Source organism: Caballeronia jiangsuensis, from assembly GCF_046030135.1.
Classification (GTDB): domain Bacteria; phylum Pseudomonadota; class Gammaproteobacteria; order Burkholderiales; family Burkholderiaceae; genus Caballeronia; species Caballeronia jiangsuensis.
The window spans coordinates 24715-37552 of record NZ_JAQQDB010000013.1 but is presented as its reverse complement, the minus strand read 5'-3'; the positions used below and the strand labels follow the sequence as shown (position 1 = coordinate 37552).

The 12838-nt window shown below is 62.5% G+C and carries 15 protein-coding genes; 8 read left to right on the top strand and 7 right to left on the bottom strand.

The features are described from left to right. Positions 1–26: 26 nt before the first annotated feature. From PQR08_RS15560 to PQR08_RS15550, 3 genes are all read right to left on the bottom strand, one after another. Positions 27–1571, bottom strand: coding sequence for a peptide MFS transporter (locus PQR08_RS15560; protein WP_250483448.1), 1545 nt, complete (start codon positions 1569–1571; stop codon positions 27–29). Between the two features lie 523 nt (positions 1572–2094). Beyond that, positions 2095–2727: a LysE family translocator gene (locus PQR08_RS15555; protein WP_238288001.1), complete on the bottom strand. Its 633-nt coding sequence runs from the start codon at positions 2725–2727 to the stop codon at positions 2095–2097. Between the two features lie 66 nt (positions 2728–2793). Next, positions 2794–3870: a porin gene (locus tag PQR08_RS15550; RefSeq protein ID WP_250483447.1), complete on the bottom strand. Its 1077-nt coding sequence runs from the start codon at positions 3868–3870 to the stop codon at positions 2794–2796. Between PQR08_RS15550 and PQR08_RS15545 the strand changes: the two genes are divergently transcribed. Further along, the gene (locus PQR08_RS15545; RefSeq protein WP_250483446.1) at positions 3848–4120 is read left to right on the top strand and encodes a hypothetical protein; all 273 of its coding nucleotides are present in this window, start codon (positions 3848–3850) and stop codon (positions 4118–4120) included. The genes PQR08_RS15550 and PQR08_RS15545 overlap by 23 nt on opposite strands. A gap of 61 nt (positions 4121–4181) precedes the next feature. After that, entirely contained in the window at positions 4182–4925 is a 744-nt protein-coding gene (locus PQR08_RS15540) for an SDR family oxidoreductase (protein WP_250483445.1), read from the top strand. A gap of 58 nt (positions 4926–4983) precedes the next feature. Here the strand turns inward: PQR08_RS15540 and PQR08_RS15535 are convergent, their stop codons facing one another. After that, positions 4984–5661: a ribonuclease HI family protein gene (locus PQR08_RS15535; protein ID WP_250483444.1), complete on the bottom strand. Its 678-nt coding sequence runs from the start codon at positions 5659–5661 to the stop codon at positions 4984–4986. Between the two features lie 110 nt (positions 5662–5771). Between PQR08_RS15535 and PQR08_RS15530 the strand changes: the two genes are divergently transcribed. Beyond that, entirely contained in the window at positions 5772–6278 is a 507-nt protein-coding gene (locus PQR08_RS15530) for a PRC-barrel domain-containing protein (RefSeq protein WP_238210340.1), read from the top strand. A 57-nt stretch (positions 6279–6335) separates the two neighbouring features. Here the strand turns inward: PQR08_RS15530 and PQR08_RS15525 are convergent, their stop codons facing one another. Next, on the bottom strand, positions 6336–6644 hold the full coding sequence (locus PQR08_RS15525) for a hypothetical protein (RefSeq protein WP_408161737.1): 309 nt from the start codon (positions 6642–6644) through the stop codon (positions 6336–6338). A 19-nt stretch (positions 6645–6663) separates the two neighbouring features. Here PQR08_RS15525 and PQR08_RS15520 point away from each other — a divergent pair, with 19 nt between their 5' ends. After that, complete coding sequence (locus tag PQR08_RS15520; RefSeq protein ID WP_187605078.1) at positions 6664–6888, top strand: hypothetical protein; 225 nt, start codon at positions 6664–6666, stop codon at positions 6886–6888. A 63-nt stretch (positions 6889–6951) separates the two neighbouring features. Here PQR08_RS15520 and PQR08_RS15515 read toward each other — a convergent pair whose 3' ends face one another. Further along, positions 6952–7686 (bottom strand): DUF2968 domain-containing protein, encoded by a 735-nt coding sequence (locus tag PQR08_RS15515; RefSeq protein ID WP_313761170.1) that lies wholly within the window; start codon positions 7684–7686, stop codon positions 6952–6954. Between the two features lie 281 nt (positions 7687–7967). Further along, positions 7968–8540 (bottom strand): hypothetical protein, encoded by a 573-nt coding sequence (locus PQR08_RS15510; protein ID WP_250483442.1) that lies wholly within the window; start codon positions 8538–8540, stop codon positions 7968–7970. A 237-nt stretch (positions 8541–8777) separates the two neighbouring features. Here PQR08_RS15510 and PQR08_RS15505 point away from each other — a divergent pair, with 237 nt between their 5' ends. The 4 genes from PQR08_RS15505 to PQR08_RS15490 all read left to right on the top strand — a co-directional run bounded on the left by PQR08_RS15505 (position 8778) and on the right by PQR08_RS15490 (position 12828). Continuing rightward, a complete protein-coding gene (locus tag PQR08_RS15505) occupies positions 8778–9053 on the top strand; it encodes a hypothetical protein (protein WP_238210337.1) in 276 nt (91 codons plus the stop codon). A gap of 173 nt (positions 9054–9226) precedes the next feature. Continuing rightward, entirely contained in the window at positions 9227–10627 is a 1401-nt protein-coding gene (locus tag PQR08_RS15500; RefSeq protein WP_250483441.1) for a glycerophosphodiester phosphodiesterase family protein, read from the top strand. 41 nt (positions 10628–10668) lie between these two features. After that, entirely contained in the window at positions 10669–12159 is a 1491-nt protein-coding gene (locus PQR08_RS15495; protein WP_250483440.1) for an esterase-like activity of phytase family protein, read from the top strand. A 153-nt stretch (positions 12160–12312) separates the two neighbouring features. After that, the gene (locus PQR08_RS15490; protein WP_250483439.1) at positions 12313–12828 is read left to right on the top strand and encodes a hypothetical protein; all 516 of its coding nucleotides are present in this window, start codon (positions 12313–12315) and stop codon (positions 12826–12828) included. The last annotated feature ends 10 nt before the right edge of the window (positions 12829–12838 follow it).

Sequence of the window (12838 nt, the reverse complement as noted above, 5' to 3'; positions counted from 1 at the left end):
ATTATAGACCGAAGTATTCGTCGAAGTCAAACGTTGTTTGTACTCAACGCCGTCGCCGGCTGTGTGCGCTCCTTCGAGGTGACATTGGCGGCCTGGTCCACCGCGCGCTGATGCGCTCGCGACAGTTTGCCGAGCACAGGCAGAAGCGCCATCGCGACCGCCGCGCCGGCCGCCGCGAGCCAGCCGAGCCCGAAAAACAGATGCGTGTACAGCGGCAGCGATTGCAGCGGTTCTAGATTCCCGGACGGCATGCGCGCGAAGTTGGCCACGACGCTGCCGAGATACTGCGACACGCCCGTCGCGACGAAATATGCGCCCATCATGAAGCCGCTCATGCGGACCGGAACGTAGCGCGCGATCATCGCGAGGCCGAGACCCGACACGAGCAGTTCGCCGAGCGAATAAAGGCCGTAGCCCGCCACCATGAACCACGAAGACACGCGCCCTTCCACCGCGTACCGTCCGCTCACACCAAAGACGAAGAAGCCGATCGCCACGACGACGAAGCCCAGCGCGTATTTCGCCGCCACGGGAATATCGCGGCCGCGGCGCGCCTGTCGCGTGTAGACGAACGCGAGGATCGGGCTCAGCAGCATGATCCAGATCGGGTTGAGCGCCTGGAACTGCGCGGCGCTCCACGTGAACAGTTCCGCGCCGCCGATCGAGAACGACGGATCGACGTTGCGCAGCGCGAACAGCGTGAGCGACGTCGACATCTGCTGATAGAACACGAAGAACAGGATGACCTGGAGCGTCAGGATCAGCGCGGCGAGAAGACCGGCGCGCTCGCTGCGGTCGCATTTCGTGAGCATGTAGCCGAAGATCGCGAGAATCGCGACGCCCGCCGCATAAACGCACGCGACGGCCACCGCCTTGTGCTGCAGGATGAACACGGTCGAGCAGGCGAGCGCAATGCCGCCCGCCGCCACCGTGAACGCGTGCTTCCAGCAAATGGGCACATCGTCCGGAGCGGAGCCGATGTGCGCGAGCGTACGGCGCATCAACGCGAAATTGAGCAACCCAAGCACCATGCCGCCGCAGCACACGGCGAACGCGGCGTGCCAGCCCCAATGATCCTTGATCCACGGCGTCGCCAGCATCGAGAAAGTCGAGCCGATATTCACCGCCATGTAGTAGATCGTGAACGCGCTGTCGATGCGCGCGTCGTCGCCCTCGTAGATTCGGCGCACGAGATTCGCCGCATTCGATTTGAAAAGCCCGTTGCCAACGACGATCACACCGAGCGACGCGTACATGAATCCGAGCGTGTCGATGGGCAGCGCGAGCATCAGATAGCCGAGCGCGAGCACGATCGCGCCGGCGGTCATGGTGCGGCGCGTGCCGAGCACCTTGTCGCCGATCCAGCCGCCGATAGACGGCGCCGAAAACACGAGCGCCGTGAACGCGCCCCAGGTGAGGTTGGCGTGGTCATCGGCGAAACCGATCTTGTCGACCATGAACAGGACGAGCAGCGCGGCCATTCCGTAATAGCCAAAGCGCTCCCACATTTCGATGAGAAAGACGGTCGTGAACGAGCGCGTCTGCGAGGTGCCGGACGAGTGATTAAGCATCGGAGAAGATCCTTCAGACAACGATAAGCGAATCGGCGCGATTCAATATGCCGGACGCAAGCAATGACGAAACGAGCGAGTCGCACGGATTGCGCGGATTAAGCGCGTGCGATTATCCGTGGGCGAAGCACCTGATTATCGCAAATTACAGGCAAAAGCCTGCTTGCGGTCAACAGATGCGGCGGAAAGCGTTATCGGAGAAGGAGCGGGAGACAGACGCGCGACGCAGCATCGCCGGGCGCGCAGAGCTTTGAACTTTCATTGAACTTCCATTTTCCTGACCGAAATCTCGCGTATGGCGAGAATGCGATCGTTGCGGATTCGAACGCGCAGAAGGATCGCTTCCGTGCGTGTCAGTTGAATTAAGCGAATCGCAAGCTTATTGCGATTCGCGAGTGCCGCATTTTGTTGTCATTTGTGTTTCGGGTCACTCGGGGATAGCCCTAAAGACTTAATGCGCCGTCATTCCCCATGACTCAATGTAATAATCCGCGCGATTAACGCGATATCGATATTCGTGGGTTCAGGTCGCAGGCCGGCGGACGAAAGCCAGCATCACGCCGAACCCGATCATGAGCGCCCCGCTCACGCGATTGAACCAGGTGAAGCCGCGCGCGCCGCGCGAGAGCGAACGCAGGCGCGCGCCCAACGCGGCATAGATGACGATCGCCACCAGTTCGAGCAGCAGGAAAGTCGCGCCGAGAATCGCGAAGCTGGTCGCGTACGCGCCGCGGTCGACGAATTGCGGAAAGAATGCCGTGAACACGAGTATCGCCTTCGGATTTCCCGCGGCGACCCAGAATTCCTGTTTGGTGAGCCGTGCGAGGCTCACGGGGCCGCGCGCCACGCCCTCCTCCTCGATGACGAGCGACGGGCCGGAGCGTATCAGCTTCACGCCGATCCAGACGAGATAAGCCGCGCCGGCCAGCTTGATCGCGGTAAAGAGCGTCTGCGACGCCAGCAGCAGCGCGCCGAGCCCCAGCCCCGCGATGGCAATCATGATCGCGAACGCGACGATCCGTCCCGACGACGCCAGCACCGATGCGCGCACGCCATCGCGCGCGCCGTTAGACAGCGACAGCACGTTGTTCGGCCCGAAAGCCATGTTGATGGCGAAGCACGCGGGCAGAAAAATCGAGAAGGTCTGGAGCGACATGTGACACCTGCTGGCCAGCGGAAAGTAGACCGCTAAATTAGCACGCGCGCGACGCCCTCAAAAGTATCAGAAACGATGACGGATGCCCGTGCCCAGCATCAGTTGATTGCGCCCGCTCGACGGATCGTTGGTGTTGATCACCGCCGGCGCGCCCGCCGACGCGCGCTGATAGATCGATTCGAGATAGACATCCGTGCGCTTGGAGAGCAGATAGTCGACCTGCAGCGCGCCCTCGTGCCAGTGCGCGCCGCCGCCGTTGGTGTACACGTACATCCCCGACAACTGGATGGCCGGCGTCAGCTTGTAGATGCCGTTGATCTCGTAGTTGTTGAGCGCGAGCGACGGCAGGAGGTTGCCGCTATCGGCGTCGGTGACGCCGGAGTTGATCGCTCGGGAAAACGCGCCGCCGAGGGTGAATTCGCCGAGCTCGTAACTCACGCCGACGCCGAACGTGTTCTGCTGCTGCACGTTCGCGTTGAAGACCGTATTGCCCGAGCCGGGAAGCGCGAGCGAGTCGTAGGCGCCACCCGCCGTGTTGCCGCGCCCGTTGTTGTGCAGGTAAGCCGCGCCGGCATTGAACGAGCCGGCCGCATAGTTCGCCCCGACGCTGTAGGCGCGGTTGTCCGCAAACGCGCCCGCTTCGTTGGAGAACGCGTAGAGGCCGCCGAAGCTGAAGCCGCCGTAGTTCGCGCTGGTGTACTTGACGGAGTTCGAGGCAAGAAACGAGTTATTGGCGTTGTCGTTGTCCAGCACGTGTGCGAACGCGGTGCCGCCGGTGTTGCCGGTGAGCGTGAACGTCTGAAAATAATCATGAATCGAATCGTACTGGCGGCCGAACGTGACCGTCCCGAGCGTATCCGAGCCGATGCCGACATACACCGGATGATCGTTGAGCCCTTCGCCCGTCGCGACCGACAGGCCGCGCTCAAGTCGAAAGATCGCGCGCGCGCCGCCGCCCAGATCCTCCGAGCCCTGCAAACCCCAGTAGCTGCCATCGACGGTGCCGCTCGTCAGCCGATATTGCGAATGGCCGCCCACGTTGCTGGTGTAGGCAAGGCCAGCGTCGAGTTCGCCGTAAAGCTGCACCGAGCTTTGCGCCCAGGCTGCCGCCGGCAAGCCGATGAGCGTCGCGCATACCGCCATCGAAAACGTCAGCGAACGCGTGTCGGGCGCAACGGCATGGCCGGCCCCTGAAATCGACGGCACAGCTCGGGACGCTTTGGCGCGGTTCGGCATGGAAGGCTCCGGCGATTCTTGTTTGAAGAAGATTGTCAATTTTGTGAAGCCGTTTGTCAGTCAGAAAAAGGCCGCCGCTCGCTGCTGTGTCCTGGAACCAACGAACGACCGTTTTCCGCACGTTTTCATGTTGCGCGATCGTCAAGACTGGGCGTAGCCGACACGCGGCCACGCTTGTCCGTAGAATCGGGACAACTTCCACCAACCCGATCACGCTCATGTCCCATCAGACTCGCGCCGTCCTCACTGGCCACACCCGCGGACTCGGCGCCGCGCTCGCGGAGCTTCTGCTCGCGCAAGGCGTCGACGTGCTCGCGATCTCCCGAAAGCGCAACGACGAACTCGCCGCGCGCTATCCCGGCCGCTTGCACGAAATCGAACTGGATCTCGCCGATCTGACGAAGCTCACCGAATGGCTGTCGGGCGAAGCCTTGTCCGGCTTCGTGTCCGGTGCGGCGCGCGTGCTGCTCGTCAACAATGCCGGGATGCTGGCGCCGGTCGGCAGTCTCGCGGTTCAGGAACCGGCTGCCGTCGCGCGGGCGGTCAGCGTGAACGTCGCCGCCCCGCTGATGCTCGCGGCGGCCGTGGTCCAGGCGACCGCGCCAGCGACGGATACGCGCATCGTCCATATTTCCAGCGGCGCTGCACGCAACGCGTATCCCGGCTGGAGCATCTACTGCGCGACCAAGGCGGCGCTCGATCATCACGCGCGCGCGGTCGCGCTCGACGGCGATCGCGCGCTGCGCATCTGCAGCGTCGCGCCGGGCGTCGTCGATACCGAGATGCAGGCCGAAATTCGCGGCACGGAACTCGAACGCTTTCCGTTGCGTGAACGCTTCGACGCGCTCAAACGCGATGGCCAGCTCGCAACGCCCGAGCAGTCGGCGCAAAAGGTCGTCGATTATCTGTTGAGCGATGCATTCGGCGACACGCCGACGGCGGACGTCCGCGATTTGAAATGACCGAAGGGATTATTGAACCCAGCGGCTTATGAATGCCTTATGGCTCGCGCGCGCCGCGTCAGGCCGCTTCGACCGTCGCGCGCGCAGAATCGAGCGCCCCGCGCGACAGGGCGTCCGCGCGGACGTTGCGCGCACGCGGGATCCATTGCAGCCGCACATCACCGATCCGCGCAATGAGCGTACGGACGCGCGCGGCATGATGCGCGAGTGAGCGGATGCCTGCGCCGTCCAGCGCGCCGGCGTCATCGATCACGACGCGGCTGTCGCCGTAGATCACCGCGTCCGTGGCGCCTGCGCGCTCCGCCGCCTCGAGCACGGCGATGAGCGCAAGATATTCCGCAGCGCTGCTGTCGCCCATGCCCGCGGTGACGCTGATCTCGACGGTTTCTCCCAGCGGCCCGAACAGCACGCCGCCGATCCCAAGACGGCCCGGATTCGGCAGCGCGGAGCCGTCGAACCAGCCGCGCCATCCGTGAGTTTCGATCTCGGTATTGCGCTTCGTGCGATTCGCACGCTCGGCGTGCCGGCGTTCGCGCGATCGCAGCGCGTCGGCGTGTCGGGTTTGCGCGGCGCGGCGCGCATCGACCAGATCGCGCAAGGATTGCCCTGCCGCCGCTTTTTCCAGAGTCCTGACGAGAGCCACATGTTCGGAAATCGCCGCGCCTTTGGCAAGCCGGCGGCTCAGCACACGCTCCCTCTTGTACGCAACGGCAAGCAGTTCCTCGAAAGCAATCATGGGTGTCGACGGGATTGAACGAATCCCGAGCTTAGCAGACGTCCGTGACGCGTCATGGTATGACCGTTGCTGATTGAAACGCATCCCCACAACCAGTCAGGGAGCGGATCATGATTGAATCGACGGAGCCGTCTTCGGCAGGCGCGAAGATCGTTGGCAAGGGCGCGGCGACGGCCGCGGGCCCAGGACCCGATGTCATGGCGGCGAGCACGCTCGACGGCAATTCGGTGATGAGCAGCGACGGCCATGACGTCGGCTCGCTAAAGGAAATCATGCTCGACGTGACGAGCGGACGCGTCGCGTATGCAGTGCTGTCGAGCGGCGGCTTTCTCGGCATCGGCGATAAGCTGCTGGCCGTGCCGTGGAGCGCCCTCACGCTCGATACTGACAACCGCTGCTTCAGGCTCGACGCGACCGCCGAGCAGGTGCGCAACTCGCCGGGCTTCGACAAGGATTCGTGGCCGTCGATGGCGGACCGCGTCTGGGCGAGCACCGTGCATCAGCATTACGGACGCGAGCCCTACTGGTCGAGCGATCGCGCGAGCGACGTCAGCCCGAGCGGCGCGATCCCGCCAGGCGGCGTGGATGCGCCCGAAGCGGGCGGCGTGAAGCTATAAACAAAAGGAGATTGCCGCCGAACGGCGGCCAGGATGCGGCGAAGCGCGTGCGAGCGATCAGTCGCGGCGACGCTCGCCGACTTGAACGTCGGTGTTTTCCGTTTCGCCCATCAGCGCGCGAAGGACATCGCCTGCGAAATCCTCGATGGCGAAGTGCCATTCGAGCGAGCCGACCGGGAAGTCGTTCGGACTGCACTTGCCCTGTGCACGTCGGATCGCTCCGACCGAAAGGCTCAGCGCGCGTGCGTGCTGAAAGTGCGGGTCGTCCGAGTCGAGGAACGGGAATTGATCTTTATCCATGACACCCTTAACGGTCCCGGCCGACAAAACTTTAGGCCAGCTTCGAACACGCAATCGTTTGCGCATTTTCGAGCTTGAACGCACCATGCAACCCTACCGAAATCTTGCCGGCAACTCCGGGGTCGAAGCCTTCGACATCCTGCGCGATGGCATCAAGGTGCGCTTTGTCAGCGGCGGGACATACTTGTATGACTATCGCGTGCCCGGTCGCGCGCGTGTAGAGGAAATGAAGCAGCTCGCCCGCGCAGGACGCGGGCTCAGCACATATATTGCGAAGTTCGGTGCGAAGTATGCCGAAAAAATCGACTAGCTGCCCGAAGGGGCGATTCTACGCGAGATCGGAAAGTTTTCTTCGGACGAATAGATGTGGACTTCATCGCACGGTCGGCAAGTGCGGCACGCTCTCGTTCACTGTCGATTCGAGCTGATGAAGCTGGCGGCGCAATTTGTTCAGTTGCGCCTGCGAGGCGGCGCGACGCCCTTCCAGTTGCGCGAGTGCCTTGCGTACTTCCTGCTGTTTCAGCGCGACCTCCTGATCCTGATCACTGCCTCGACCGAGGTCGACACGCACGCGCTCGATCTGCGCTTCCGATTCCGCGATGAGACGCGAAAACTGTTCGTTCTGCGCCTCGAGATGCGCGCGCCGCATTTCGGCGTCGGCGAGGCGCATCGCCTGTTCGACGTAATGTCGGAATGCCGGCTCGGCTGCGCTGATGTCGCCCGCCTTGAGCACGCGCCAGATCGCGCCCTCGTGATACAGGACCGCGTAGTAGACAAGATCGCGCGGATAGAACAGCAGACTTGCGGAATAGCCGAAGCTCTGAAAGGTGCGAAACGTCGAGAGCACGCCTTGCTGGACGAGCCAATCGACCTCTGTGAGTTGCGCGGCTTGCAGCCCCTGCTTGGAGGGTTGCTGCACCGGAACCGCAGCGGGCCGCAGCGGCGTTACCCGTGTCGAAGAAGCCGTTACCGGGACTTCGTCGGCGTCCGGTTCATCTTGCGCGTGAATTTCAGGCTCGACGAAACGGACCGGATTGTGCGCTTTTTGGCGCAGAAACGTTGGTGCATTGTCGAGCAAGCTCCCTCTTCTGCTCAGCAGGCTTTTCACGATGGCTCCCTGGCTGATCCTTGTTGAGTATCAGCGATCATGCAGTGACATTGCGGAAAACAGGACCGCAACATACGTTATTCGAATTTCCTGAATGCAGAACGCGATTATTCTGCATGACGAACGACGTCGGATTGGTTCTTGATCAAATAAGCTGTCGAATCAAGTATAGGCCAGACGTTCGACGTTTCAACTGAAGCGAAAAACGCCGATGCGGTAAGCGCATTCCACAAAAAATAACGCGACGAAATCAGAACGCGCTGATTGAAATTATCGAAACATCAGGAGTGACGATAAGACGCTTGTGTCCCGCTGATTCTCATCTTCGCGATCTGGGCGGAGCGCGCTTTCGACATCAGCGCGACCATGCGCATGATTCTAATGCCCTGTACGCCGCAGGCGTATCCCGGCGTATTGGCGACGCGCGATTCGAGCATGCGCATCACGCCATGCAGATTTTCGATCGGCGCAGGCACGTCGACGCCGATATTAGCCACGTGAGGCATCTCCGCCGGCGCGCGCGGAGCATCCTGTTCCTGTTGGTCATCGGCGAAGAAGTCGGACAGTACCGCAGGCGTTTCGACTCGCTGCGTTTCATTGGCGCGATTCTGAAAAAATTCGTGAATTGATTCGAGTTGCTGCACAGGCGCTTGCTCGACGCGCCGCGCAATCGCTGCACAGCGTTGCAGTTTCCAGTTTTCGCGCTGGCTGGCCAGTGCGATCAAATCCGCGATGCTCGCGCGCATCTCCGCTTCCCGGCGCGCGATTAGTGTTTGCAGCATGTGCGCTTCTTCGCCCGACTCTTCGAGCGAACGATCGCGCCATACCAATAAATCGTTCAGTGAGATCGACATGAAATACTCCGTGGCGTTCAGCCCTTTTGAGTCGGATTCAGGCAATTCGAGATTGTTTGGATCGCGAATTGTAATAGTCGCGCTCTTGATCGCCTACCGAATATGCTATCCGTTTATCGACCGTTTATCGTCGCTTCAGACATAAATAAGGACAGTCCTAATTCGCATCAATGCGGCACGTTCGATGCTGACAACCCTGTAAGCGGCGCGACTTGCGCCGGTTTCAAGGAGACGAACATGAAGACCCCCATCATGATTGCCGGAGCGCTCCTCGCGCTCTCCAGCACGGTCGCACTTTCGCAGGAAATGTCGCGCGATCAGTTGATGCAACGCCAGCAGCAAATGCAGCCAGGCAAAAACGAGCCGATGCCCGCTCCGCGAACAGGCGACGCCTCTCAAGGCGGCGTACAGTCCGGCACGTCCGGCAGCGGCACGCTCATGCAGCAGCGCGAGCAAGGCATGTCGCCGAATCAGTCGCAAGGTTCTCAATCTACCGGAACGATCAAGCAGTAACTCCCACGGTTTCGTCCACGACGCCGGCCGCGCGCCGGCGTTTTTTCGTAACCCGCGATCGCCACAGTCAGCCGATAGTTCGTACAGTTAAAGGGGCGCTTCCTTAGTCATACAAACGTCACTCGCCGCTCGTAATAATGCGCGGGGACAATTCGAAGCAGACAGGAAGCGAAATGAAGCTTGCACGAACGCATCGTAGGCATTCCATCGCGGCGCGCGCCGCGCTCGCTTTTTCATTCGCGCTCGCGGCCTGTCACGGCGACGGCGCTTCAACCCCTCCGCCTGCAGCCGCAACACCCACCGCGTTCTCCACGCTCGACGGTCAGATGCCGCTTGTCATCGGCCATCGTGGATTGCCGGGCCTGCGCCCCGAAGAAACGCAGCCATCCTACGAACTCGCCGCCGATAGTGGCGCCGATGCGCTCGAAGAAGACCTGCATCTTTCGAAGGATTGCGTGCTCGTCGCGCGGCACAATCCGTGGCTCTCCGATAACACCAATATCGCCGATGTGGCGAAGACGAACCCGTCGGTGGCGGCGAGAAAGCGCACCGTGCCCGGCGTGCTCGTCGATGTGAAGTGGCAGTCCACGCCCGACACGGGACCATCGCGGTATCTCACGGATCTGACCAACCCGGCCGATCCGAAGTCGGTGCTGAAATCGCTGGTCGTCGATGGCGAGGATCACACGGGCGACTGGTCGATCACCGACTTCACCGCCGCCGAACTCGGCACGCTCCTCGGCGGCACGACCTACGACGCCGCGAACGAGCGCCCCACCGAGTTCAACGGCAAGTTTCCGATACTCACGTTTCAGCAGATCATCGATATTGCGAAGGCGAAGAGCGCCTCGACCGGGCGCGCGATCGCTGTGTATCCGGAGACGAAGAACCCGACCTGGAACAACGCCCAGGCGATCGCGAATGGCTGCGGCGCGCCGGGCAGTCATCCGCTGGAAGACGCGCTCATCAAGATTCTGAACGACAACGGCCTCAACACCCGCAACGCGCCCGTGTTCGTGCAGAGCTTCGAGCCGGGCAGTCTCCAGTACATGCGCACGCACGGCCTGAATACGAAGGTCGTGCAACTGATCGACGGCTACGACATCGATTTCCGCACCGGCGCGGTGATCTACAACGAAATCACCGACAGCCGGCCGTTCGACTGGACCGTCGCTGGCGATCCGCGCTGGTTCGACGCGATGCTCACGCCTTCGGGACTCGCGCAGATCAAGACCTACGCGGATGGCATCGGCCCGTGGAAGCCGCAAATCGTGCCGCTCAGGATCACGCCCTTCCCCGCCACCAATCCCGACGGCACGCCGTTCACCGGCTCGACCCCGCAGGCGGCGACGCAAACCCCGACCAGCGTCATCAGCGATGCGCACAAGGCCGGGCTTTTCGTGCACGTCTTCACGTTCCGCAACGAGAAGAAGTATCTCGCGGCCAGCTATAACGGCGATCCGGCCGGCGAATATCTGCAGTTCTTCAGGCTCGGCGTCGACGGCGTGTTCACCGATTTCGCCAACACCGGCTTTGCGTTCCGCGCGGCTTATCTGCGCGAACTCGGCCGCTAGGCTCGCTCACGCTTCGCTTCATCCATCGAAAGGAGAGCTTCATGGTTCGCGCTCGTGCATGTGCCTTGTCGTTTGCGTGGTCCGCGTTGACTGTCGCGTGTTCGTCCGCGTGGGCGGGCGTCGATCTCATCGCGATCGGCCAGTTGAGCGGCAACGCCGCCGATCGCTCGAAAGCGACCGCCGCCCCGCTCGAAAACGGCGCGCCGGGCAATCTGCTCGGCGGACTCGGCTCGGGCCTCGCGTATGCCGGCTGCGACACGTTCGTCGCCGTGCCCGACCGCGGCCCCAACGCGATCTCGTACAACAAGGCCATCGACGACACCGCGTCGTACATCAATCGCTTTCAGACGCTGATCCTGCGCCTCGAAGCCGGCTCGCAAGGCGGCAAGCTGCCTTACACGCTCGATCCGAAGCTCGTCGATACGACGCTGCTCCACGCGCGTGAACCGCTCGTCTATGGCGACGGCGCTGCTGCAAACGTCGGCAACGGCGCGCCCGCGCTGAACGCGTCGGATCACACGCACTATTTCACGGGCCGCTCGGACAACTTCACGCCGACGAAGCCGTCCACCTATCCGCGCGATGCCCGCTTCGATCCGGAAAGCATCCGCGTGGCGCGCGACGGCGCGAGCGTCTTCATTTCCGACGAGTACGGCCCCTACATCTATCGATTCGACCGGCGCACGGGCGAGCGCATCGCGGCCTATCGCGTGCCGGCGTCGTTCGCGGTGACGACGCTCTCGCCGATCGGCAACGACGAGATCAGCGAGAACACCTCGGGCCGCGTCGCGAACAAGGGCATGGAAGGCGTCGCGATCTCTCCCGACGGCGACACGCTCTTCGGCGTGATGCAAAGCCCGCTGCTGCAGGACGGCGGCACCAACGGCGCCTATACGCGCATCCTGCGCATCGATCTGCGCACGGGCAAGACCACGCAATACGCGTATCCGCTCACCAACATGGGCACGGCGGATGCGCCCAACTATCCGACGATCAGCGACATCGTCGCGGTGAACGATCACGAGCTTCTGCTCGACGAACGCGACGGCAAGGGACTCGGCGACGACTCGACCGCGAAGATCAAGCGCGTGTATCGCGTCGATATCGCCGGCGCGCAAGACGTGAGCCAGACGAGCGGCGAAAGCGGCCTTGCGCCCTACGCGCTCGCGAAGACGCTCTTTCTCGACGTCGTCAGCGTGTTGAACGCGCACGGCATCGCATCGACGGAGATTCCCGCGAAGCTCGAAAGCCTCGCGTTCGGGCCGGACGTGCGCGTCGGCGGCGTGCTCAAGCACACGCTTTTCATCGCCAACGACAACGACTTCGTCGGCACCGTGAAGGACACGAATCATCCGAACGGCATCGACAATCCGAATCAGTTCTTCGTCTTCGCGATCGACGCCGCCGATCTGCCGGACTATGTCGCGCAACGTCTGCCCGGCGCACAGGGCCGCGACGACAAGGCTTGCCGGTCCGATCGCAACGACCATGATCGCGACGATCACGATCACGCGCATGGTCACGGCAAGTAGGCTTGTCCACAGTTTCAGTGGACAAACGTGTAGATAACTCGCGCGCCGCGCGCCTGTCACGTCGATGCGACGGGCGTTAGGGAAACGCGCGCACGGCCCGCACGAGCATAAACCGTATATACTGTTTTCTCCACACACGCGAGGAGAGAACGGATGAGCACACCGCAAGTCAAGGCGCCGACCAAGAAGGCGTTCCATTTCCCGAAGGGCGCCGCCGACAAAGCCGAGGCCCCCGCGAAGGCCGACGACAAGGTGGCCAAGAAGACGCAAGCCAAGGCGGCCGCGACGCCGAAGACCCGGACGAAGGCGGCGGCTCCGGCCACGACGAAGAAGACCGCGAAGAAACCAGCCGCGAAGACGCCTTCGGTCGAAGCCGCCGCTGTTGCGAAGAAGACCGCGAAGACCGTCGAGAGCCAGCCCAGGGCAGACGCGAAAACCAGGCGCGTGAAGAAGGAAAAGGTCGTGCGCGACAGCTTCACGATGCCCAAGTCGGACTACGCGAAGATCGCCACGCTCAAGGAAAAGTGCCAGAAAAACGGCGTGCGCGTGAAGAAGAGCGAACTGCTGCGCGCCGCGCTCGCGATGCTCGACGCCGCGCCCGAGAAGCGTCTCGTCGAGGCAATCAAGGCGCTCGAAACGGTCAAGACCGGCCGCCCCGCGAACGCCTGAACGTCCGGGC